This is a genomic window from Sphingomicrobium arenosum, assembly GCF_026157085.1.
Classification (GTDB): Bacteria; Pseudomonadota; Alphaproteobacteria; order Sphingomonadales; family Sphingomonadaceae; genus Sphingomicrobium; species Sphingomicrobium arenosum.
Genome location: NZ_JANPVN010000001.1, coordinates 949,392 through 972,653, shown reverse-complemented (window position 1 = coordinate 972,653; position 23,262 = coordinate 949,392). Strand labels below are relative to the sequence as shown.

Below are 23,262 nucleotides of genomic sequence, written 5' to 3'. Positions count from 1 at the left end.
GCTCGCCGGACATGGAGAAGTTCGAGGAGATGCGCCGCGAGCTCGATGAAAAGGGCTTCCTCGTCACCTCGACCGAAGACCTGTTCAAATGGGCGCGTACCGGCAGCCTGTGGTGGATGACCTTCGGCCTTGCCTGCTGCGCGGTCGAGATGATCCACGTCAACATGCCGCGCTACGACCTCGAGCGCTTCGGCGCCGCCCCGCGCGCTAGCCCGCGCCAATCGGACGTGATGATCGTTGCCGGCACGCTGTGCAACAAGATGGCGCCGGCGCTGCGCAAGGTCTACGACCAGATGAGCGAGCCGCGTTACGTCATCTCGATGGGCAGCTGCGCCAATGGCGGCGGCTATTATCATTATAGCTACAGCGTCGTTCGCGGCTGTGACCGGATCGTGCCGGTCGATGTCTATGTGCCGGGCTGCCCGCCGACCGCGGAAGCGCTGCTCTATGGCATCATGCAGCTGCAGCGGAAGATCCGCCGCGAGGGGACGATCGAGCGATGAGCCTGGCCTATCCCAAATATGCGCAGCGCACCGATTTTCTCGACGCCCTGCGCCGCGATTTCGGCGACGGCATCGTCGAGGAGCGCACGGCGGTCGGTGAGCTGACCATCGTCGTGAAGCGCTCGGCGCTGGTCGCGATCCTGACCGCGCTGCGCGACACCCACGGCTACCAGCAACTGATGGAGATCGCTGGTGTCGATTTTCCCGACCGCGCGGAGCGGTTTGAGGTGAATTACTGCCTGCTCAGCGTCACGCAAAACCATCGCCTGCGGGTGAAGGTGCTGACGGACGCCGACACGGCGGTACCGAGCGTGACCGGGCTGTGGCCCGCCGCAGGCTGGCTCGAGCGCGAGGTGTTCGACCTGTACGGTGTCGATTTCGCGGGCAATCCCGACCTACGCCGCATTCTCACCGATTACGGCTTCGAGGGGCATCCGCTGCGCAAGGACTTCCCGCAGACGGGTTATGTCGAACTGCGCTATTCGGAAGCCGAGAAGCGTGTCGTCTACGAGCCGGTGAAGCTGCCCCAGGACTTCCGCAATTTCGACTTTCTCAGCCCTTGGGAAGGCCCCGAATATCGCTTGCCGGGCGACGAGAAGGCCGAGCCGCAGGAGCCGGGTGGGGCGAGCCCCGCCAAGGCGACCGGCGAGGCGCCCAAGGTCAAGGCCAAGGCGGGTCCGGGCGACCCCAAGGTGACCGAGGGGCCCGAGGACACGGGCGCGGGCGCGCCGACCAATGCGGAGGCCAAGGAGGAGGCGCGCGACAGCGTCGCTGACAAGGCCGACCATGCGGGCGGCAAGGAAACGGACGTCGAGGCACCCGAAACGCGTGAAGATGCGCCGGTGAAGCCGCGGAAGGGCAAGAAGTAATGGCGAAGGTCGAAATCCAGACGTTCCCCGACGAACGCGCCGCCGATTTCGAGGCCGCGCGGACGGGCGCGATCACCCATACGGCGGGTGACGACACGGTCAGCAACTATACGATCAACTTCGGTCCGCAGCACCCGGCGGCGCACGGCGTGCTGCGCCTGATCATGGAGCTCGATGGCGAGATCGTCGAGCGCGTCGATCCGCACGTCGGCCTGCTCCATCGCGGCACCGAGAAGCTGATCGAATATCGCACCTATGCGCAGGCGCTGCCCTATTTCGACCGGCTCGATTACTGCAGCCCCATGTGCATGGAGCACAGCTATGTGCTCGCAGTGGAAAAGCTGCTCGGGCTCGAGGTGCCGCTGCGCGCGCAATATATCCGCGTGCTGATGGCGGAGCTGACCCGCATCTCCAACCACATGCTCAACCTTGGCAGCCACGTCATGGACGTGGGCGCGATGACGCCCAACCTGTGGCTGTTCGAAGTGCGCGAAGACACGATGCAATTCTACGAGAAGGTTTCGGGCGCGCGGATGCATGCCAATTATTTCCGCGTCGGCGGGGTGCACCAGGACATTCCCGAGAGCGTACTGGTGGAAATGAGCGACTGGCTCGACAATCGCCTCCACCTGTTCGAGGACGCGATCAGCCTCGTCGCCGACAACCGCATCTTCAAGCAGCGCAATGTCGATATCGGCACGGTCAGCAAGGAAGACGCGCTGGCTTGGGGCTTCAGCGGCCCGATGATCCGCGCCAGCGGCATCGCGTGGGATTTGCGCAAGTCGCAGCCCTATGAGGTCTATGACCGCATGGACTTCGATGTGCCGGTGGGGACCAAGGGCGATTGCTACGATCGCTTCATGGTCCGTGTCGAGGAAGTCCGCCAGTCGGCGCGCATCATGCGCCAGTGCCTTGCCGAGATGCCCGACGGGCCGATCGGCACCATGGATCGCAAGGTCTTCCCGCCCAAGCGCGCGGAGATGAAGCAGTCGATGGAAGCGCTCATCCACCACTTCAAGCTCTACACCGAGGGCTATCACGTCCCCGAGGGCGAAGTGTATGTCGCGACCGAAAGCCCCAAGGGTGAATTCGGCGTCTATCTCGTCTCGGACGGCACCAACAAGCCTTATCGCTGCAAGATCCGGCCGACCGCGTTCAGCCATTTGCAGGCGATGGATTTCATGATGAAGGGCCACATGCTGGCCGACACCACTGCGGTGCTGTCGGCGATCGACGTCGTGTTCGGGGAGTGCGACCGGTAATGAGCCTCGCCGCGCTCTCCTTCCTTGCGGCCGCCGCGCAGGCGCAGGCGGCCTATCCGCCGACGCAACTGCCGTTGCATCCGCGGGTCGAGGCGGCGGTCGCTGCGCTCGAGGCGGGCGAGACCGACGAGCTGCGTCACGTCTTCAGCAGTGTCGAGGCGGTGACGATGTTCGGCCGGCTCGCCGCGCGCACGCCGGGGGAAGCGATCGCGCTCCTGTCGGGCTGCGATGCGACCGAGCGCGATCGGCGCTTGGCCGGGCGCGACATCTTCTACACCTATGAATTCGCCTGTGATGCGGAGCGCTATTTCGTCGGCATGACGGTCGACGACAATGGGCGTTCGCTGTCCTTCTACGACGTGTCGACGATGGCCGATTACGAAGCGCACCGGGTGCGCGAGGATCGGCCGGCGGCGGTGCCGCCGCCCGTGCATGTCGCCAATCTGACCGGCGCGCAGCGCGCCGAGGTGGAGCGCCATCGGAAGGAACAAACGCAGCTGAACTTCAACCGCGCGATGGCGGTGGCCGGCGCGCTGACCGAGAGCAATGCGCAGGGTTTTGTCAACCGCGTGCGCGCCGATGGCCGCGTAACCACTGCCTTCATGGACCCGTTTCTCAACCAGCCGTTCTTCGAACAGGTCGGCGAAGGCCCGGAGGCGATGGCGCAGCAATTGGCGCACATCCAGGCCACCGTCGGTACGCCGGTCGGCCATGCCTGCGAACTGAACGAATGGGTGCAGCAGTGCAGCTGGCGCTTCCGCGAGCCGGGCACCAGGCTCGATGCCTACTTCCTGCTGACGGGCGAGGACCGCAACGAGGAGTGGCGCATCGCCATGATGAACTTTCGCTACACGACCAAGGAGCGGCTTCTCGACGCCGCCAAGAGGGAATTGAACTGATGGCCGGTCGTCATTTTGCCGCCGACACGCCCGAATTGCGGGCGACATGGGGTGGGTTTGCGTGGGACGAGGTCTCCGCACCCAAGGCCGAGTTCATTCTCGCCAAATATCCCGAAGGGCGTCAGGCGTCGGCCTGTCTGCCGTTCCTCGACCTTGCCCAGCGGCAGGTGGGGCGGATGACCAATACCCAAGGCTGGCTGCCCATTCCGGTGATCGAGTTCGTCGCGACCGCGCTGTCGATGCCGGTCGTGAAGGTGATGGAAGTCGCGAGCTTCTACACGATGTACAACCTCGTGCCGGTCGGGAAATATCACGTCCAGGTCTGCGGCACGACGCCGTGCATGCTGCGCGGGTCGGACGATGTCATGAAGGCCTGCAAGGCCAAGGGCATGAAGAAGGGCCATACGACAGAGGATGGCCTGTTCACGCTGACCGAGGTCGAGTGCATGGGGACCTGCGCCAATGCGCCGATGGTCCAGATCAACGACGACAATTTCGAGGACCTGACCGAGGAGAGCATGACCGCGATCCTCGAGGCGCTGGAACGCGGCGACACGCCCAAGGTGGGCAGCCAGGTCGGGCGCACCTCGTCGGAGCCGGAGGGCGGGCCGACCACGCTGAAGAAGATGACCGAGCGCAATTACGACTATCGGGGGCAGTGGTAAGTGGAGCTCAACTTCACCTTCATCCTCATCGCGCTGGTGCTGGCGTTCATCGCCTGGCGGTTCCTCGTCGGGCTGGTGAAGTTCGCCGTGGTGGCGCTCATCCTCGTGGTGGGGGTGTTGTTCATGACGGGAGTGGTGCCGCTATGATGAACCAGATCATCAAGATCGTGGCGGCCATCCTCGGCCTGATGCTCGCGCTGTGGATCCTCAAGAATGTGTTCGGACTGATCGTCGGGATCGTCCTCGCCGGCCTGCTCTATGTCGGCGCGACCAAGATGCTGGAGAAGAAGTGATGAGCGGTATTACCTCGCTCAGCGACAAGGATCGGATTTTCACGAACGTCTATGGCTTCCAGAGCCCGGGGCTCAAGGAAGCGCAGGCGCGCGGTGATTGGGACGACACCAAGACGCTCCTGAAGCGCGATCCCGATGCGATCATCGAGGAAGTGAAGGCGAGCGGTCTTCGCGGGCGCGGCGGCGCGGGCTTCCCGACGGGGATGAAGTGGAGCTTCATGCCCAAGGAGCCGCAGCCGGGCCGTCCCAATTTCCTCGTTATCAATGCCGATGAGAGCGAGCCGGGCAGCTGCAAGGACCGCGAGATCATCCGCCACGATCCGCACAAGCTGATCGAGGGCGCGCTGCTGTCGAGCTTCGCGATGCGCGCGCGCGCCGCCTATATCTACATCCGCGGCGAATATATCGCCGAGGCCATCGCCATGCAGAAGGCGATCGACGAGGCCTATGCGGCGGGCCTCATCGGCAAGAATGCCTGCGGCTCGGGCTATGACTTCGACCTGTTCCTGCACCGCGGCGCGGGCGCCTATATCTGCGGCGAAGAAACCGCGATGCTCGAGAGCCTCGAGGGCAAGAAGGGTCAGCCGCGGCTGAAGCCGCCGTTCCCGGCAGGGGCGGGCCTCTATGGCTGTCCGACGACGGTCAACAATGTGGAATCGATCGCGGTCGTGCCGACGATCCTTCGCCGCGGCGCGGCGTGGTTCAAGAGCTTCGGGCGCGAGAACAACCACGGCACGAAGCTGTTCCAGATCAGCGGGCACGTGGAAAAGCCCTGCGTGGTCGAGGAAGCGATGAGCATCCCCTTCCGCGAGCTGATCGAGAAGCATTGCGGCGGCATCCGCGGCGGGTGGGACAACCTCCTCGCCGTCATCCCCGGCGGCTCGTCGGTCCCGCTGGTGCCGGCCAAGGACATCATGGATTGTCCGATGGATTTCGACGGGTTGAAGGAGCAGGGCTCGGGCCTTGGTACGGCCGCCGTCATCGTCATGGACAAGAGCACGGATATCGTGAAGGCGATCAGCCGGATTTCCTACTTCTACAAGCATGAGAGCTGCGGCCAGTGCACGCCGTGCCGCGAAGGCACGGGCTGGATGTGGCGCACGATGGAGAAGCTGGTCGAAGGCGATGCCGAGGTCGGCACCATCGACCGTCTCTACGACGTCACCAAGCAGGTCGAGGGCCACACCATCTGCGCGCTGGGCGATGCTGCCGCCTGGCCGATCCAGGGCCTGATCAAACACTTCCGTCCCGAACTCGAACGCCGCATCCACGAGCATGGCGGCGTCCAGGAGGCAGCGGAATGACGGGTATTCTTATCCTAGCCGCCGTTGTCCTCGGGATGGGCGCGCTCATGTTTTTAATCTTCCGGGATCCGCCGAAGCCGGACCCCACTCGCAATATCAATGAAGGGCCGGGAAGCGACTAATGCCTAAGGTAACCGTCGACGGCGTCGAACTCGAGGTCCCGCAGGGCGCGACCGTGCTGCAGGCGTGCGAGCTTGCGGGCAAGGAAATCCCGCGCTTCTGCTATCACGAACGCCTCACCATCGCGGGCAACTGCCGCATGTGCCTCGTCGAGGTGAAGCCGGGGCCGCCCAAGCCGCAGGCAAGCTGTGCGCTGCCCGCCGCCGAGGGGCAGGAAATCCGCACCGATACGCCGATGGTCAAGAAGGCGCGCGAAGGGGTGATGGAGTTCCTCCTCATCAACCATCCGCTCGACTGCCCGATCTGCGACCAGGGCGGCGAATGCGACCTTCAGGACCAGGCGATGAGCTATGGTCGCGGCACCTCGCGCTATGACGAGAACAAGCGCGCGGTCGAGGACAAATATATGGGTCCGATCGTCAAGACGGCGATGACCCGATGCATCCAGTGCACCCGCTGCGTGCGCTTTGCCGAGGAGGTCGCGGGTACGCCCGAGATGGGCATGTATTTCCGCGGCGAGGACAGCCAGATCACGACCTATCTCGAAAAGGCGCTGACCAGCGAGCTTTCCGGCAACCTGCATGACCTGTGCCCGGTCGGCGCGCTGATGAGCAAGCCGTACAGCTATGAGGCGCGGCCGTGGGAGCTGAAGAAGGTCCCGGGCGTGGACGTGATGGACGCGGTCGGCTCGAACATCCGTTACGAAGTGCGCGGGCGGCAGGTGATGCGGGTGCTGCCGCGCATCAACGACGACGTCAACGAGGAGTGGCTGTCGGACAAGGGCCGTCACCATGTCGACGCGCTGGTGCGCGGGCGTCTCGATCGCCCGTGGATCCGCGAGAATGGGAAGCTCCGCGCCGCCGATTGGGGCGAGGCGCTCCAGCTGTTCGCCGACAAGCTTGGCGAGGCGAAGACCAAGGTCGCGGCGATTGCGGGCGACCTGCTCGATGCCGAGACCATGTATGCCGCCAAGGCGCTTTTGAAGTCGCAGAAGTCGACGCTGCTGGAAGGCCGCCAGACGGGGATGGACTATGACGTCTCCGATCTTGGCAGCGTGCGGTTCAACACGCCGATCGGCGAGGTGGAAAATGCCGATGCGATCTTCCTTGCGGGCACGAACCTTCGCTGGGAAGCGCCGCTGATCAACACGCGCGTGCGCAAGGCCGTGCGCCGCGGGGCCAAGGTGTTTGGCGTCGGGCCTGAGGTCGATCTCGGCTATCCGGTCGAGTGGATCGGCGAGGATCTGAAGGCGCTCGGCAAGCTGCCCAAAGCGGTCAAGGATGCGTTCAAGGCGGCTGCGAAGCCTGTCTTCATCACGGGGCCGGCGGTGCTGGCGGCGGGCGGACAGGGTGATGCCCATGCCGCGGCGCATTCGCTCAATGTCATCAAGGACGGGTGGAACGGCTATAACACGCTCCACACCGCCGCTTCGCGGATGGCCGGCCTGATGCTCGGCTTTGCCAACGAGAAGGGTATGGCGGGGATCATCGAGGCCAAGCCCAAGATGGTGATCCTCCTGGGCGCCGACGAAGTCAGTGCCGATGCCTTCCCCAAGGCCTTCAAGGTTTATGTCGGTCATCATGGCGACAAGGGGGCGCGGCTTGCCGACCTCGTGCTGCCGGGAGCGGCGCCGGCGGAAAAGCATGGCACCTATGTCAATGTGGAAGGGCGCGTGCAGCGTTCGGAAAAGGCCTGTTTCGCGCCGGGCGATGCCCGCGAGGACTGGTCGATCTTTCGCGCCGTCTCGGACCTCACCGGCAAGACGTTGCCGTTCGACAACCTTTCGCAGCTGCGCGCCGCGATGGTGAAGGACGTGCCCGCGCTGGGGGTGGATGAGGGCGTGGTCGTCGATCTGCCGTTCAGCCCGCCGTCGATCCCGGCGAAGGGCGAGGGCGCGATCCTCTATCCGATCAGCGACTATTATCTCACCAATGCCATTTGTCGTCACAGTCCGACGATGAACGCCTGCTCGGCCGAGCTGGTGCATGGCGAAACCATCGCGGAGGCCGCGGAATGACCGCCTGGTTCGAAAGTCTGGGCATGAGCCATGGCTGGGCCTGGTTCATCGCCAACATGATCGGCATCCTTGCCATCGCGCTGCCGCTGATGCTGGCGGTGGCGATGATCATCTATGCCGAGCGCAAGATCTGGGCCGCCATCGCGCTGCGGCGCGGGCCCAACGTTGTCGGGCCGTTCGGGCTCCTCCAGAGCTTTGCCGACGGTTTGAAGGTTTTCCTCAAGGAAACCATCATCCCCGCGAGCGCCAACAAGGCGCTGTTTCTCATCGCCCCGATCATCACCTTCACGGTCGCGTTGCTCGTCTGGGCGGTGGTGCCGTTCGATGTCGGCGTGGTGCTGGCCGACCTTAATATCGGGCTGCTCTACATCCTCGCGATCGGCTCGATCGGCGTTTATGGCGTGATTATCGCGGGCTGGGCGTCCAACTCGAAGTACCCGTTCTTCTCGGCGCTGCGCGCCGCCGCGCAGATGGTCAGCTACGAAGTTTCCCTGGGCTTCGTCATCATCTGCGTCGTGCTCTGGGCGAACAGCTTCAACATGACAGAGATCGTCCTCGCGCAGAAGGGCTTCGCGCTGGGCTTCCTCAACGGCTTCGGCTTCTCGCCGCTGCTCTTCCCGATGGCGGTGGTGTTCCTCATCTCCTCGATGGCCGAGACCTTCCGCACCCCGTTCGACCTCGTCGAGGCGGAGAGCGAATTGGTCGCGGGGCACCAGACCGAATATTCATCGATGAGCTTCGCGCTCTTCTGGCTCGGCGAATATGCCAACGTGCTCTTGATGTGCGCGCTGAACGCCATCCTCTTCTGGGGCGGGTTCCTGCCGCCGGTCGAGGTAGAGTTCCTCTACTGGGTGCCGGGGATCGTCTGGCTGTTCGCCAAGATCCTGTTCTTCTTCTTCGTCTTCGGGTGGGTGAAGGCGACCGTGCCGAGGTATCGCTACGACCAGCTGATGCGGCTCGGGTGGAAGATCTTCCTGCCGCTGTCGATCCTCTTCGTCATGCTCGTTTCGGGCTATCTCATGCTGACGCGTTATTCCGGAGGTGCGCTGTGATCGCCCACGCCATCAAGTCCTTCACCCTGTGGGAATTTCTGAAGGCGCACGTCCTGACGCTGAAGTATTTCTTCAAGCCCAAGGCGACCATCAACTATCCCTATGAGAAAACGCCGCAGAGCCCGCGCTTTCGCGGCGAGCATGCATTGCGTCGCTATCCCAACGGGGAAGAGCGCTGCATCGCCTGCAAGCTGTGTGAGGCGATCTGCCCCGCGCAGGCGATCACCATCGAGGCCGAGCCGCGCGAGGACAACAGCCGCCGCACGACGCGCTACGACATCGACATGGTGAAGTGCATCTATTGCGGCCTGTGCCAGGAAGCCTGCCCGGTCGATGCGATCGTGGAAGGCCCCAATCTCGAGTTCGCGACCGAGACGCGCGAGGAACTCTATTACGACAAGGCCAAGCTGCTCGAGAATGGCGACAAGTGGGAAGCGGCGATCGCTGCCAACCTTGCCGCCGATGCGGCCTATCGCTAACGGCGCGGAAACAAGGACATCATGACCCTAGCATCCCTCGTCTTCACGCTGTTCGCCAGCCTCGCCATCATCTCGGCGTTGCTGGTCGTGTTCGCGCGCAATCCCGTGCACAGCGTCCTGTGGCTGATCGTCACCTTCTTCAACGCGGCGGGTCTGATGATCCTGCTCGGCGCCGAATTCATCGCGATCCTCGTGATCCTCGTCTATGTCGGCGCGGTCGCGGTGCTGTTCCTGTTCATCGTCATGATGCTCGACGTGGACTTCGCGCAGCTGCGTTCGGGCTTCACGCAGAATTTGCCGTTCGGCATCCTGATCGCGCTGGTGCTGCTCGCCGAAATGGGCATCGCGGTCATCGCGGGGCAGGCGGGGCCGGTCATTGCCGATGCGCCGCCGCCGATCGAGCAGTCCAACATCGTCGCCATGGGCGAATTGCTCTACGGGCGATACCTCGTGCCGTTCGAACTGTCGGGGCTGATCCTGCTGGTCGCCATGATCGGCGCGATCGTGCTGACGCACCGTTCGCGCGGCGATGCGCGTCCGCAGAATATCGACAAGCAGAACCGCCGTCGTCCCGAGGAAGCGGTGGTGCTCAAGCAGCCGGAAAGCGGCAAGGGGGTGGAGCTGTGAGCTTCATTCAGAACATTGTCGCCCCATCGCAGGCTGGGGCCCATGCCAGTGCAGCTGACGCCGCACGTGGTGCGATCGAGCCGACATGGATCCCAGCCTTCGCTGGGATGACGGTCGAAGGGGGGCAGCTGTGATCGGACTTGGTCATTATCTCGCCGTCGGGGCGGTGCTGTTCACCATCGGCGTGCTCGGCATCTTCCTCAATCGCCGCAACATCATCCTGATGCTGATGGCGATCGAGCTCATCCTTCTTTCGGTGAACATCAACCTCGTGGCCTTCAGCGCCTATCTCGGTGATCTCACCGGCCAGGTGTTCGCCATGTTCGTGCTGACCGTCGCCGCCGCCGAGGCCGCGATCGGGCTCGCGATCCTCGTCATCTTCTTCCGTCGCCGCGGTTCGATCGCGGTCGACGACGTCAACCGGATGAAGGGCTAAGCTTCCTCATGCAGACCTCGATCATCCTGATTGTCTTCCTGCCGCTCTTGGCAGCGATCATTGCCGGCCTCGGTGGCCGCGCGATCGGCAAGGTGCCGGCCAAGGTCGTCACCACCGGCGCGCTGTTCATCGCCTGCGCGTTGTCGTGGCCGATCTTCATCGGGTTCCTGACGGGCGCCAATACGGCGACGGTCGTGCCGGTGCTCGACTTCATCAATTCGGGCGACCTCAGCGTCGACTGGGCGCTGCGCGTCGACACGCTGACGGCGGTGATGCTGGTGGTGGTGACGACGGTATCGAGCCTCGTCCACCTCTACAGCTGGGGCTATATGGACGAGGATCCCTCGCAGCCGCGCTTCTTCGCCTATCTGTCGCTCTTCACCTTCGCGATGCTCATGCTCGTGACCGCCGACAGCCTGGTGCAGATGTTCTTCGGTTGGGAAGGGGTGGGCCTTGCCTCCTACCTCCTCATCGGTTTCTGGTATCACAAGCCCTCGGCCAATGCCGCCGCGATCAAGGCCTTCGTCGTCAACCGCGTCGGCGACTTCGGCTTTTCGCTCGGCATCTTTGCCGCTTTCCTCGTCTTCGGCACGGTGTCGATCCCTGCGATCCTCGAGGCTGCGCCGTCGATGGTCGGCTCGACTATCGGCTTTGCCGGCATGGGCGTCGATACGCTGACGCTGATCTGCATCCTGTTGTTCATCGGCGCGATGGGCAAGTCGGCGCAGCTGGGCCTGCACACCTGGCTCCCCGACGCGATGGAAGGCCCGACGCCGGTGTCGGCGCTCATTCACGCCGCGACGATGGTCACGGCGGGCGTCTTCATGGTGTGCCGCCTGTCGCCCCTGTTCGAGGTCGCGCCCTATGCGATGGACATCGTCACTTATGTCGGCGCTGCGACCGCGATCTTCGCGGCCACCGTTGGCCTCGTCCAGACCGACATCAAGCGCGTGATCGCTTATTCGACATGCTCGCAGCTCGGTTACATGTTCTTTGCCGCGGGCGTCGGCGCCTATGGCGCGGCCATGTTCCACCTGTTCACGCACGCCTTCTTCAAGGCACTCTTGTTCCTCGGGGCGGGCTCGGTCATCCATGCCATGCACCACGAGCAGGACATGCGATACTATGGCGGTCTGCGGAAGAAGATCCCGGTCACCTTCTGGGCGATGATGCTCGGCACGCTGGCGATCACCGGCGTCGGCATCCCCGGCACCTATTTCGGCTTCGCGGGCTTCTTCTCGAAGGACGCGATCATCGAGAGCGCCTTTGCGGCCGCCGCGATGGGCTCGACGCCCGCGGGCTTCGCCTATTTCATCGGCGTGCTCGCCGCGCTGCTGACGAGCTTCTACTCGTGGCGCCTCATCTTCCTCACCTTCTACGGCAAGCCGCGCTGGGCGGCCTCCGAGCATATCCAGCACGCCGTGCACGACGGGCATGACGCGCACCACGATGCGCCGGCGCACGAGGAGAATGTCGACAGCGAGGATGTCACGCCCAAGCCCGTGCCCACCGGCACGGCAGGCTATCATCCGCATGAAAGCCCGGTGTCGATGCTGATCCCGCTCGGCGTCTTGTCGCTCGGCGCGGTGCTGGCGGGCTATGTCTTCTATTATCCGTTCTTCGGGGTCGAGGAAGGCGCGGCCTTCTGGGCGAGCAGCCTCGTCCACGACGAACATCTCGTCCATGCCGCGCACGAAGTGCCGATGCTGGTCAAATTCTCGCCTTTCATCGTCATGCTGATCGGGCTGATGCTTGCGTGGAACAACTACATCCGCAATCCGGGCGCGCCGGCGAAGATCGTCGCGGCGACGGGCGGGCTGTACAGCTTCCTCAAGAACAAGTGGTATTTCGACGAACTCTACCACTTCCTGTTCGTGAAGCCGTCGCTGGCCATCGGCCGCTTCTTCTGGAAGCGCGGCGACGAGAAGACGATCGACCGTTTCGGCCCGCACGGCGCGGCCAAGCTCGTCGACTGGGGCAACGGGCTCTCGGCCCGCCTGCAGTCGGGGTATCTCTATAGTTATGCGCTGGTCATGCTGCTCGGCCTCATTGCCGCGGCGACCTGGGCCTTCTGGTGGGCGAACTGATGGACTTTCCCATTCTCTCGACGTTGATCGCCGTTCCCGCGCTTGCGGGGATCGCGGTGCTGTTCATGGGCGCGAATGCCGCGCGCTGGACGGCATTGCTGGCGACGCTGGTGAACCTCGTGCTCGGCATCTGGCTGTGGAGCGCCTTCGAGGTCGGCGGGGATCGCTGGCAGTTCACCGAGTTCGTGTCGCTGGGCGGCGGGGGGATGACCCCGGCCTGGGCGCTTGGCATCGACGGCATCGCGCTGATGCTCATCATGCTGAGCGTCTTCCTCATGCCGATCTGCATCGGGGCGAGCTGGCAGGCGATCACGCGCCGCGTCCCCGAATATATGAGCGCCTTCCTGTGGATCGAGGCGCTCATCATCGGCGTGTTCACCGCGCAGGACCTGCTCCTCTTCTACATCTTCTTCGAGGGCGGCCTCATTCCGATGTACCTCGTCATCGGCATCTGGGGCGGTGCGGAGAAGATCAAGGCGGCGTACAAGTTCTTCCTCTACACGCTGTTCGGCTCGGTGCTGATGCTGATCGCGATGCTCTACATGATCCTCGAAACGGGGACGACGAGCATCCCGGTGCTGATGGAAACCGACTTTCCCGCCAGCGTGCAATGGTGGCTGTGGCTCGCTTTCTTCGCCAGCTTTGCGGTGAAGATGCCGATGTGGCCGGTACACACCTGGTTGCCCGACGCGCACGTCCAAGCGCCGACTGCCGGGTCGGTGATCCTTGCGGGCGTGCTCTTGAAGATGGGCGGTTACGGCTTCATCCGTTTCAGCCTGCCGATGTTCCCCGATGCAAGCGCGACCTTCGTGCCGCTGGTCTTCATCCTGAGCGGGATCGCGGTGGTCTACACCAGCCTTGTCGCGCTGGTGCAAAAGGACATGAAGAAGCTCATCGCCTACAGCTCGGTCGCGCATATGGCGTTCGTCACCTTCGGCCTGTTCGCCTTCAATCGGCAGGGCATCGAGGGCGGCCTCATCGTCATGCTCAGCCACGGCCTCGTCTCGGGCGCGCTCTTCCTGTGCGTCGGCGTGGTCTATGACCGCCTCCACACTCGCGAGATCGCGCGTTACGGTGGGCTGGCGGACAATATGCCGGGCTATGCGGTGCTGTTCCTGCTGTTCACCATGGCGAGCGTCGGCCTGCCCGGCACCTCGGGCTTCGTCGGCGAATTCCTGAGCCTCGTCGGCACCTACGAGATGTCGAGCTGGGCGGCGATCGTCGCGACGACCGGCATCATCCTGGGGGCGGGCTATATGCTCTGGCTCTACTGGCGCATGTGCTACGGCACGCAGCGCAACGCCGATGCGGCCGCGATGCCCGACCTCGTCACGCGCGAATGGCTGCTGCTGGTGCCGATCGCGGCGGTGGTCATGTGGATGGGCATCTATCCCGAGAGCTTCATGGCACCGATGCGCGACGATGTCGGCTATCTGCTCGAGCGCATCGAGCCTTCCGAACCGCATTTTGACGCCCGCCCGACCGAGGGCACGGGCGAGGTGGTGGCCGACCATGGCGCCGCCGACAGTGATCATGAGGGTGGGGCCCACTGATGACCTATAATTTCGCTGCCATCCTGCCGGAACTGATCCTCATCTTCGGAGAGCCGGTGCTGATGCTGACCGCGAGCACCATGGGGGCGCGCGCGACCAAGATCACCACCTGGGGCACGGTCGCACTGCTCATCGCCGCCTCGATCGCGGCGGTCTTCACGACCGAACCCTCGGCGGCGGGCCCGCTGTTCGGCGGCCTCCTGTCGGCCGATCCCTTCGCCGTCTACGGCAAGGTGCTGATCTACCTGTCGGGCGTGGTGGCGATCATCGCCGCCGACCGCTGGTTCGGGGACGACGAACTGCACGGACCCGAATATCCGGTGCTGATGCTGCTCGCCACGGTGGGCATGAGCGTCATGGTCTCGGCGACCAACCTCATCACGCTTTATGTCGGTCTCGAGCTCAACAGTCTGGCGGCCTATGTGCTCGCCTCCTATCGCCGCACCGATGCGCGCTCGGCCGAGGCGGGGCTCAAATATTTCGTTCTCGGCGCGCTCGCCTCGGGCATCCTGCTTTACGGCATGAGCCTCGTCTACGGCTTCACCGGAACCACGCAGTTCAGCGGCATCGCCGCTGCCTTCGGGCGCGAGGAAGCGCTTGGCATCGGGCTGCTGTTCGGGCTCGTCTTCACCATGGCGGGTCTCGCCTTCAAGATTTCGGCGGTGCCGTTCCACATGTGGACGCCCGACGTCTATGAGGGCGCGCCGACGCCGGTGACGACCTTCTTCGCCTCGGCGCCCAAGGTCGCCGCGGTGCTGCTTGCCGCGCGCGTCTGCTTCGAGGCGATGGGTCCGGCGGTCGATGCGTGGCGCCAGATCGTCATCTTCGCCGCATTGGCCTCGGTCTTCCTCGGCGCGATCGCGGCCTATGGGCAGACCAACGTCAAGCGCCTGCTTGCCTATAGCTCGATCAACAATATCGGCTTCGTGCTCATCGGGCTTGCCGCCGGAACGCCCGAGGGCGCGAGCGCGATGCTCTTCTACATGGCGATCTATACGGTCATGACACTCGGCGCCTTCCTCGTCGTCCTGTCGCTGAAGAATGAGAAGGGCGAGCCTCTGGAAGCCATCGACGACCTCAAGGGCATGTCGCAATCACGTCCCGGCATGGCGGCGGCGCTGGCGATCTTCATGTTCAGCCTGGCGGGCATCCCGCCGCTGTTCGGCTTCTGGCCCAAGCTGCTGGTGTTCAATGCCGCCGTCGATGCGGGGCTCATCTGGGTCGCGGTCGCGGGCATCATCGGCACGGTGGTCGGCGCCTTTTATTACCTCAAGATCATCAAGGTCATGTATTTCGATGATCTCGAGCAGAAGGTGGGCGGCAAGACCGGCGCGCTCGAAGCGCTGTTCATCACGCTCTTCGCGCTGATCGTCAGCCCGCTCGGCTATCTCCTCATCGGACCGCTCGGCGACTGGTCGTCCAATGCAGCGGGGACGCTCTTCTGAGTAAAATTCGCGTCATTGATGTCACGGGTTCGACCAATAGTGACATGCTGGGCGACCCCAATGCGGTCGAAGGCGATTGGCTTGTAGCGCGTCGGCAGGATGCCGGGCGGGGTCGCCAGGGCCGGGAGTGGCAGAGCCTCGATGGCAATTTTTTTGGCTCGACGCTCGTCCAACTCAAAGACAGCGATCCGCCGAGTTCGAGCCTGTCGCTGATCGCAGGCCTCGCGCTTCGCGACGCGATCGAAGTCGCGGCGCCGCACGCCGATACGCTGCTCAAATGGCCCAACGACCTCCTGCTTGGCGGTGCCAAGGCTGCGGGCATCCTGCTCGAGCGTGCCGGGGACCGGGTGGTAGTGGGCTTCGGGGTCAATCTCGCCGTCGCTCCCGATATCGAGGGACGCGACACCGCCAGCTTCGCCGACGTGGTGCAAATGGCACCGCAGGCCTTTGCGCCGTTGCTCGCTGGCGCCTTCGCACGCCTGTTGGCGGCATGGCGGTCGAGCGGGGCCGCAGCGACGGCAATGGCGTGGCTTCAGCGATCGCACCCTATCGGCACCGTGCTGCGCGTCCATGATGGCGACCGGCAGGTTCGCGAGGGCTATTTCGCCGGGATCGAGGACGATGGGGCGCTGCGTCTCAAGGTCGGGGATACGGTCGAGACCATCCACGCAGGCGATGTGTCCGTCGTCGATTCGCCGATCCAAGGGAAACGCTGATGCTGCTCGCCGTCGATGTCGGTAACACCAACATGGTCTTCGCGCTCGTCGAGGATGGCGAGGTGCGGCATCGCTGGCGCATCGCCACCGAAGCGCGCCGGACGGCGGATGAATATGCGGTCTGGCTCAAGCAGTTGCTCGAGTTGAACGGGCTCGATTTCAGTGCGGTCGACGGTATGATCGTTGGCACCGTGGTGCCGCGCGCGATCCACAATTTGTCGCAGCTGGCGAGCCGTTACTGCAAGACCGAACTGGTCGTGGCGGGGCAAGGCGATGCGAGCTGGCCGCTGGCGCTCGATGTCGACGAACCGCAAAATGTCGGGGCGGACCGGGCGCTGAACGCGGTAGCGGCGCATGCCGCGCACGAGGGCGATCTCATCATCGTCGATTTCGGCACGGCGACCACGTTCGACGTGGTCGATTATACCGGTGCCTACAAGGGCGGCATCATCGCGCCGGGGGTGAACCTCAGCCTCGATGCGCTGACCGGCAAGACGGCGCAATTGCCGCGCATCGCGATCGAGGAACCCGAGGACGACAGCGTCATCGGTCGGACGACCGCGAGCCAGATGCTGATCGGCGTCTATTGGGGCTATGTCAGCATGATCGAGGGGCTGGTGAAGCGAATGAAGGCGGAGATCGGGCGCCCGGCCAAGGTCATCGCGACGGGCGGCCTCGCCGCGCTGTTCGACGAAATCGACGGACTGTTCGACGAGGTGGATTTCGAACTCACCTTGCGCGGGCTCGTCCTGATGCATGAAAAAGGATCGCGCGCATGAGCCCGCAGGACGAACTGCTTTTCCTCGCGCTCGGCGGGTCGGGCGAGATCGGCATGAACGTCAATCTCTACGGTTGCCGTGGCAAGTGGCTGATGGTCGATCTCGGCCTCACGTTCGCCGATCCCTATTATCCGGGGGTCGACCTTATCCTCCCCGACCTCGAATTCATCGAGGAGCGGCAGGAGGAGCTGGTCGGGATCGTGCTGACCCATGGCCATGAGGACCATATCGGCGCCATCCCTTATCTCGCCGATGAATTGAAGGTGCCGCTCTATGCGACGCCGTTTACCGCGGGGCTCATCGCTGAGAAGCTCGAGGCCGAGGGGCTGACGGGGCAGCTCGACCTGCGCGTGATCGAACGCGACGGGTCGGTCGATCTCGATCCCTTCAGTGTGCGCTTCGTGGCGCTGTCGCACTCGATCCCCGAGGGCAATGGCGTGCTGATCGACAGTCCCTATGGGAAGGTGTTCCATACGGGCGACTGGAAGATCGACGAGACGCCGGTGCTCGGTACGCCGACGGGCGATGAAGCGATGCACGCGATCGGCGACGAGGGCGTGCTCGCCTTGGTGTGCGACAGTACGAACGTGTTCGACGAAAAGCGCTCGGGGTCCGAGCAGGGCGTCCATGACGGGCTCCTCGAGGCGGTCAAAGCGGCGAGTGGCCGCGTGCTGGTGACGACCTTCGCGTCCAATGCAGCGCGCCTCGAGACACTGGGCAAGATCGCACGCGAAACGGGGCGCGAGGTCTGTGTCGCGGGGCGCAGTCTCGATCGCATCATCCGCGTGGCGCAGTCGACCGGCTATCTCATGGATTTCCCCAAGCCCGTGCGCTTCGACGAGGCGATGCGGCTGCCCAAGGACAAGGTGCTGATCATCGCCACCGGCGGGCAGGGCGAGCCGCGCGCGGCGCTGGCACGGATCGCGAGCGGCAATCACGATTTGAAGCTCGCCAAGGGCGATACGGTGATCTTCTCATCCAAGCAGATCCCGGGCAACGAGATCGCCATCGGCCGCATCATGAACGCGTTGTCCGATCTCGACATCAACATCGTCACCGAAAAGCAGAACCATGTGCACGTGTCGGGGCATCCGGGGCGGCCCGAGCTTCGCCAGATGTACGAATGGATCCGCCCGCACGTGCTGGTGCCCGTTCATGGCGAGAACCGGCATATGCGCGAACAGGCCAAGCTGGGCCGGGAAAGCGGCATTCCGCACGCGGTGTTCCAGGTCAATGGCGAGGTCATCAAGCTGGCGCCGGGCAAGCCCGAAAAGGTCGATCATGTCCGCACTGGGCGGCTCGTGCTCGATGGCGATGTCATCCTGCCCGCCGATGGCGAGACGATGAACAAGCGGCGCAAGATCGGATTCAACGGCGTGATCGCGGTGGCGCTGGGCGTGGATGCCAAGGGCAATCTGAGGGGCGAGCCCGAGGTGCGCGCGCTGGGCGTGCCGGTCGAGGCCGATGCCGAGGACCTTCTCGCCGATCTCGCCGATAGCGCGGCAAAGGCCTATGAGCCGGGCAAGGATCGCGACCGTATCCTCGAGAAGGTGCGCATCGCGGTGCGGCGCTGCGCCTTTGCCTGGACCGGCAAGAAGCCGATCGTCGAAGTCATGGCGGTGGGGGACTAGGCCCATGGAATGGGGCTCGGTCCTTGCGATCTACTTCCTCTTCTTCGTCGCCATCGCCTTTCTGTCACTTCCTTTCGGCGTGCGAACGGACGAGGAAATGGGGGCCGAGATGATCCCGGGGCAGGCCGAAAGCGCGCCGCACCGGTTCGATCTGACGCGCCACCTCCTTCGCGCGGGCGCCATCGCGGTGCCGGTGACCGGGCTCTACGTCGCCAATTACGTCTACGGTTGGGTCGGCGTCGAGCTGTTCGACTTTTACAATTGAGCGTCGCCAGCCTGGCGTCGAGGCCGGGCGCCTAGCGCCCGACCTTACGTTCGATCGCCTGTCCGAGGGCGGCGTAGAGCTTGCCCATGTCGCTGCTCATCAGCGTGACGCCGATCATGCCGCCGTCGCGCTCGGCGAGAACGCGGCGTAGCATGGCCTCGAAATCGTGGATGAAGCGATTGACCGCGCCGCGGAATTCGGGGTCGCTGTCGTAGATGTCGCCGATCTCGCGCGCTTCGCCTTGGCTAAGCAGGCGGACAGCCTTGCGGGTGAAGACACCGCGCTCGCCCTTGAGATAGGCGGCCCAGCTCTTGTCATCGACATCGTCGGAGAGGATCTTCTCGACGTCGATCGCGGCGCTGTTGAGGCTTTCCATCAGGAGCGACACTTGATGGGTGAAGCGCTCGGACTGTGCCTCGCGGCCTTCCTCCTCGACATGAGCGAGATGATCCTCGAGCGCCGCGGCGGTCTGGCCGATCGACAGCATCTGCGCCGAGAGGCGGTCCGAAGCGCCCTTGGCGGCATCGACCGCGCGCGCCGACAGCGTGTCGAGCTCCTTCATCTGCGAGAGGACGACATCCTCGACGGCATTTTCGAGCGCCTTGCGGGCTTCGGCCGACAGGTTTCCGGCGGCCTCGGGGATCGCCTTGGCGATGGCCTCGCGCGCCGCCTCGCGGGCACGGGCGGAGGCTTCCTGCACCTGGACCAGTGCGTCGAGGAGCGCGGGACCGGTCTCGGCGGTGAGCGACTTGGCATCGTCCTGCAGGATGGTGATCGACTGCTGGAGATCGGCGAGGCGGGCCTGGGCGTCGCGGGTGCCGCTGTCGAGCCCCTCGACCAGCGCGGCGAGCGCTTCGCGATTCTCGGTGATGCGCGCGCCGGCGCGTTCGATCGCTTCGCCGGTTTCGTCGGCATTGCTGCGCATCTCGGCGAGTTGGGGGACGAGGCTGTCGCCCGCGCCCGAGAGGCGGTCGATGGCGTCCTGCGCACCGCCGATATCGCCGGCAAGCTGCTGGTTGAGGAAATTGGAAAGCTGCGCGAGCGTGTCGCGAATGCCCTCCGAACGGGTCGCCAGCGTGTCGAGCATGCCGTCCTGTTCGCGCGCTTCCTCCGAGGTTGCGGCGAGCTGTTCGCGCACGGTCGAGAGCGTGGCGGCGATGCGTTCGGCGCGGGCGTCACCGTCCGAGCCCAGCGCTTCGAACCGCTGGCCGAGCGCGCCGAGGCCCTCGTCGAGCCCGGCGATCATGGCGCGCGCCTGTTCGTCACGCTCGCGGACCTGCTCGCCGATGCGCGAGAGGGCGCCTTCGGTCTGCTCGATCTGCTCGTAGAGCGCGCCGACGGCGCCGGTGCCGAGGTCTTCCATGCCGGTCTGCGCGCGGGTGACGAGCACGTCGACGGCCTGGCCCTGCGCTTCCAAACCGTCGCGAATTTCCTCGATCGTGCTGCGCGAGCGATTGAGGAGTTCATCGACCATCGTCGCGGTTTCGCGGCGGCTGCGTTCGATGGCATCGAAACTGTCGCCCCCGAACTGCTGGAGCGCGGAAAATTGCTCGGCGAGTCCCGAGCCCGCATCGCGTAGCCGGTTTTCGGCCTCGCCCGCGCCTTCGGACAGGCGGGCGATGGCGGCCTCGAGCCGTTCCGAGTCCTCGACCGCCGAGCGTGTGGCGCCTTGGAGGCGGTCGGTCATGCGCCCGACCTTTTCCTCGGCCTCGGGCAGCGCGTTGATCAGCGCGGTCATGTCGGCGCGCGCGGCGCTGGCCGAGCGGTCGAGCGAAGAGCCGTGCTGGGCGAGACGGCCGACCTCGCGTTCGAGATCGGCGCCGATCGAGGAGAGACGCACCGCGGCCTGGTCGGCGCGGTTCTCGACTTCGCCTGCCAATTCGCCGAGGCGATGGCGGTTGGCGCCGAGGCTGTGGCTCATCGAGGTCAGGCGCCGGTCGAGCGCATCGGCCTCGGCGCGCATCAGCGCGACCTGGTGGGTAAATTGCTGCGCTTCGCGGCGGCGGGTGCGCCCGAACATCATCCAGAGGAGCGCGAGCAGGATGAGCGGCACGGTCGCCGCCGAAATCCACAGCGCCATTTCAGGCGCATCGAGCCCCGAGGCGGCAAGCGCGCGGCCGGCGGACCAGCCGACGAAGCCTAGCCAGCCGACACCGGCAAGGAGCAGCAATGCGGCGAGGAGCTTGCGCCCGGCCGGGGTGGCGGGGACGTCCTCGACGGTTTCCTCATAATGCGAGGGGTCGACCTGCCAGTCGATCGACTGACTGTCGGCGAGGGGGGCGGTCTCGGGCGCGGGGTCGGGTTCGGCGGGCCAGGCCTCCTCGCTCCACTCCTCGTCGCTCGCCTGTTCCTCGACGGGTGGCGCGTCGGACCATTGCGCCTCGGCGCCTTCGCTTTCGGCGGGATATGCAGTATCCTCCTCCGAATAGGCGGTCTCCGTCCCGACCGGCTGCTCCCATTGCGGGGCAGCATGGGCGTTCACCGCGCCTTCGGCCTCTTCGTCGCCGAGCGGCGCGGGCTCATAGTGCACCTCGGGCTCGAGCGGGTCGGGATGCGCGGCAATGGGGTCGACCGGCGGTTCGGCGGGCGGATAGGCGGGGGCTTCCTCGCCCTGCCAGTCGGCCAGGCCGGCATCGACCGGGTCGGCGCCATGCTCGATCTCGGCATCGGCGGTGAGGTCGAGCGGGTTCTCCTCCTCGCCATCGGCGGGGGGCGGGAGCGTTACCGTGGGCTTCTTGAAGACGCGAAAGCTCGGGCCCAGCGGATCGGGCGCCGGGGCGGGGCCGCGCGGAATGAGCTTTTCGGGCGACACGTCGATCGTGTTCGACGGCGCCTCGCGCTCCTCGCCAACGTACGGCTGTTCGTCCTGGCGCTCGTTCTCGTCGCCGTCTTCGGGGGGCTCGGGCGGGCGACCGCCGCCCACCTTGCCACGCAGGGGATGTCCACTCATGCGCCCTGTCTACCATGGATCGGCCCGGGGGAAAGGCTTCATTGCATGATCGCGTGGCAGGTGGCAGTGCTGGCGCCGCGGGGGCATGGGCATCGAGACGGGATTCGGGGAGGATAGGGCATGGCGCTCGGCGCGCTGATCGGAGCCAATGGCGAGAGCGAGGAAGGTCGCCACGCGCTGGTCGCGCTGGGCGGGCGTCCGCTGATCGACCTGCAGGTGCGCGCGCTCGCCGCGCAGGGCGTGGCGCCGATCGTCGTCTATCCCGAAATGGTCGATGTCGAGCTGGAAGCGGCGGTGATGCGGCTCAAGGGCGAGGGGCTGCCCGTCGTGCTGGTCGGCGACGCGCTCGAGGCGGCAGCGCGCTTTTCGCGCGAGGATCGGCTGATCGTGCTGGGCGACGGGATCGTGCCGGCCCCCGAGCATCTGGCGGGGTTGGCGGGCCTCAACCGCGCGGCGGTGGTGGCGCTGCCCGATGCCAAGGACAGCGAGAATTTCGAGCGCATCGACCTCGAATGGCGCTGGGCCGGGCTTGCGCTGACCAGCGGCGAGGGGTTGCGCTCGACCGCCAAGATGGTCGGCGACTGGGACCTCGTCTCGACGCTGCTCCGTCGCATGGTGCAGGCGCGGGTCGCGCTGATGCCGATCGAGGAACTGGGTGGCGAGGCGCCGCTTCGGGTTGCCACGGCGGTGGATGCCCAGCCTTATGAGGATCGGCTGCGCGAGGCGGCGCGCGGCGACCGGCGCGACTGGTTGTCGCGTTATGTCCTGTTTCCGGTCGAGCAATGGCTGAGCGACCAGGCGGCGGGGCTGAGTATCCGCCCGCCGCTATGGCAGGCGACGGGGCTCGTCGCGCTGCTGCTCATCATGCTGGCACTGGCGAGCGGGCCGTGGTGGTCGGTCCTCGGCGTCGGGCTGGTCGCGCTTTTCCCCGATCTCGTCGCGCGGCAGGTGGCGCGGCGGCGGCTGCAGGCCGAACAGCCGCGCTGGCCGCGCTGGCGGCGCTGGGCGAGCTACGGGCTGCTCGGCGCACTCGCGTGGCGGGCGCTGCCCGAGATGGGGCTGGCTGCGTTCAGCGCGGCAGGGGTAGCGATCCTGTTCGCGGCCTCGAGCGATCTTGAACGGCATCGACGCCCGGCGGGGCCGCGGCGCAGCCTGTGGCTGTGGCATTGGCGGCCGATGCTGCTGGTCATGATGATCGGGGTGGCGATCGGTGAGGCAGGGCGCACACTCGTGCTACTCGCGGCGCTCGCGGCGGCCAGCTTCGCCTATCTCCATCGCCGCGAGGGTTGATCCCTCGTTAACTTCGTTGC

The 23,262-nt window shown here is 65.3% G+C and carries 22 protein-coding genes; 21 read left to right on the top strand and 1 reads right to left on the bottom strand.

Features of this window, described 5'->3' with window-relative positions; translation table 11 throughout:
- Positions 1–11 precede the first annotated feature (11 nt).
- The 20 genes from NUW51_RS04620 to NUW51_RS04525 all read left to right on the top strand — a co-directional run bounded on the left by NUW51_RS04620 (position 12) and on the right by NUW51_RS04525 (position 19,002).
- Positions 12–503 (top strand): NuoB/complex I 20 kDa subunit family protein, encoded by a 492-nt coding sequence (locus NUW51_RS04620; protein WP_245113636.1) that lies wholly within the window; start codon positions 12–14, stop codon positions 501–503.
- Positions 500–1,372 (top strand): NADH-quinone oxidoreductase subunit C, encoded by an 873-nt coding sequence (locus NUW51_RS04615; RefSeq protein WP_265563173.1) that lies wholly within the window; start codon positions 500–502, stop codon positions 1,370–1,372. Before NUW51_RS04620 ends, NUW51_RS04615 begins: the two co-directional genes overlap by 4 nt.
- On the top strand, positions 1,372–2,634 hold the full coding sequence (locus tag NUW51_RS04610) for an NADH-quinone oxidoreductase subunit D (protein WP_265563171.1): 1,263 nt from the start codon (positions 1,372–1,374) through the stop codon (positions 2,632–2,634). The genes NUW51_RS04615 and NUW51_RS04610 overlap by 1 nt, the downstream gene beginning before the upstream one ends.
- Positions 2,634–3,533, top strand: coding sequence for a hypothetical protein (locus tag NUW51_RS04605; protein ID WP_265563169.1), 900 nt, complete (start codon positions 2,634–2,636; stop codon positions 3,531–3,533). The genes NUW51_RS04610 and NUW51_RS04605 overlap by 1 nt, the downstream gene beginning before the upstream one ends.
- Complete coding sequence (locus tag NUW51_RS04600; protein ID WP_265563167.1) at positions 3,533–4,198, top strand: complex I 24 kDa subunit family protein; 666 nt, start codon at positions 3,533–3,535, stop codon at positions 4,196–4,198. Before NUW51_RS04605 ends, NUW51_RS04600 begins: the two co-directional genes overlap by 1 nt.
- Positions 4,199–4,345, top strand: coding sequence for a hypothetical protein (locus NUW51_RS04595; RefSeq protein WP_265563165.1), 147 nt, complete (start codon positions 4,199–4,201; stop codon positions 4,343–4,345).
- On the top strand, positions 4,342–4,491 hold the full coding sequence (locus NUW51_RS04590) for a hypothetical protein (RefSeq protein ID WP_265563163.1): 150 nt from the start codon (positions 4,342–4,344) through the stop codon (positions 4,489–4,491). The genes NUW51_RS04595 and NUW51_RS04590 overlap by 4 nt, the downstream gene beginning before the upstream one ends.
- On the top strand, positions 4,491–5,795 hold the full coding sequence (nuoF, locus tag NUW51_RS04585; protein WP_265563161.1) for an NADH-quinone oxidoreductase subunit NuoF: 1,305 nt from the start codon (positions 4,491–4,493) through the stop codon (positions 5,793–5,795). The genes NUW51_RS04590 and nuoF overlap by 1 nt, the downstream gene beginning before the upstream one ends.
- Positions 5,796–5,916: 121 nt before the next feature.
- Complete coding sequence (gene nuoG, locus NUW51_RS04580; protein ID WP_265563159.1) at positions 5,917–7,932, top strand: NADH-quinone oxidoreductase subunit NuoG; 2,016 nt, start codon at positions 5,917–5,919, stop codon at positions 7,930–7,932.
- Positions 7,929–8,984 carry an NADH-quinone oxidoreductase subunit NuoH gene (nuoH, locus tag NUW51_RS04575; RefSeq protein ID WP_265563157.1) on the top strand — a complete coding sequence of 352 codons (1,056 nt, stop codon included), beginning with the start codon at positions 7,929–7,931 and terminating at the stop codon, positions 8,982–8,984. Before nuoG ends, nuoH begins: the two co-directional genes overlap by 4 nt.
- Positions 8,981–9,463, top strand: coding sequence for an NADH-quinone oxidoreductase subunit NuoI (gene nuoI, locus NUW51_RS04570; RefSeq protein WP_245109992.1), 483 nt, complete (start codon positions 8,981–8,983; stop codon positions 9,461–9,463). The genes nuoH and nuoI overlap by 4 nt, the downstream gene beginning before the upstream one ends.
- Positions 9,464–9,484: 21 nt before the next feature.
- Positions 9,485–10,090 (top strand): NADH-quinone oxidoreductase subunit J, encoded by a 606-nt coding sequence (locus NUW51_RS04565; RefSeq protein ID WP_265563155.1) that lies wholly within the window; start codon positions 9,485–9,487, stop codon positions 10,088–10,090.
- A gap of 130 nt (positions 10,091–10,220) precedes the next feature.
- Entirely contained in the window at positions 10,221–10,526 is a 306-nt protein-coding gene (nuoK, locus tag NUW51_RS04560; RefSeq protein ID WP_265563153.1) for an NADH-quinone oxidoreductase subunit NuoK, read from the top strand.
- Between the two features lie 8 nt (positions 10,527–10,534).
- Positions 10,535–12,613, top strand: a complete 2,079-nt coding sequence (nuoL, locus tag NUW51_RS04555) for an NADH-quinone oxidoreductase subunit L (RefSeq protein WP_265563151.1) — start codon at positions 10,535–10,537, stop codon at positions 12,611–12,613.
- Positions 12,613–14,166 carry an NADH-quinone oxidoreductase subunit M gene (locus tag NUW51_RS04550; protein ID WP_265563150.1) on the top strand — a complete coding sequence of 518 codons (1,554 nt, stop codon included), beginning with the start codon at positions 12,613–12,615 and terminating at the stop codon, positions 14,164–14,166. The genes nuoL and NUW51_RS04550 overlap by 1 nt, the downstream gene beginning before the upstream one ends.
- Positions 14,166–15,611 (top strand): NADH-quinone oxidoreductase subunit NuoN, encoded by a 1,446-nt coding sequence (gene nuoN, locus NUW51_RS04545; protein ID WP_265563149.1) that lies wholly within the window; start codon positions 14,166–14,168, stop codon positions 15,609–15,611. The genes NUW51_RS04550 and nuoN overlap by 1 nt, the downstream gene beginning before the upstream one ends.
- Positions 15,578–16,327 (top strand): biotin--[acetyl-CoA-carboxylase] ligase, encoded by a 750-nt coding sequence (locus NUW51_RS04540; RefSeq protein WP_322597100.1) that lies wholly within the window; start codon positions 15,578–15,580, stop codon positions 16,325–16,327. The genes nuoN and NUW51_RS04540 overlap by 34 nt, the downstream gene beginning before the upstream one ends.
- Positions 16,327–17,106, top strand: a complete 780-nt coding sequence (locus NUW51_RS04535) for a type III pantothenate kinase (RefSeq protein ID WP_265563148.1) — start codon at positions 16,327–16,329, stop codon at positions 17,104–17,106. Before NUW51_RS04540 ends, NUW51_RS04535 begins: the two co-directional genes overlap by 1 nt.
- Positions 17,103–18,737, top strand: a complete 1,635-nt coding sequence (locus NUW51_RS04530) for a ribonuclease J (RefSeq protein WP_265563147.1) — start codon at positions 17,103–17,105, stop codon at positions 18,735–18,737. Before NUW51_RS04535 ends, NUW51_RS04530 begins: the two co-directional genes overlap by 4 nt.
- Before the next feature lie 4 nt (positions 18,738–18,741).
- Entirely contained in the window at positions 18,742–19,002 is a 261-nt protein-coding gene (locus NUW51_RS04525) for a DUF1467 family protein (protein WP_265563146.1), read from the top strand.
- 31 nt (positions 19,003–19,033) lie between these two features.
- Here the strand turns inward: NUW51_RS04525 and NUW51_RS04520 are convergent, their stop codons facing one another.
- Positions 19,034–21,952 (bottom strand): hypothetical protein, encoded by a 2,919-nt coding sequence (locus NUW51_RS04520; protein WP_265563145.1) that lies wholly within the window; start codon positions 21,950–21,952, stop codon positions 19,034–19,036.
- Between the two features lie 120 nt (positions 21,953–22,072).
- On the opposite strand from NUW51_RS04520, the gene NUW51_RS04515 reads away from it, so the two are divergent.
- Complete coding sequence (locus NUW51_RS04515) at positions 22,073–23,242, top strand: hypothetical protein (RefSeq protein ID WP_265563144.1); 1,170 nt, start codon at positions 22,073–22,075, stop codon at positions 23,240–23,242.
- The last annotated feature ends 20 nt before the right edge of the window (positions 23,243–23,262 follow it).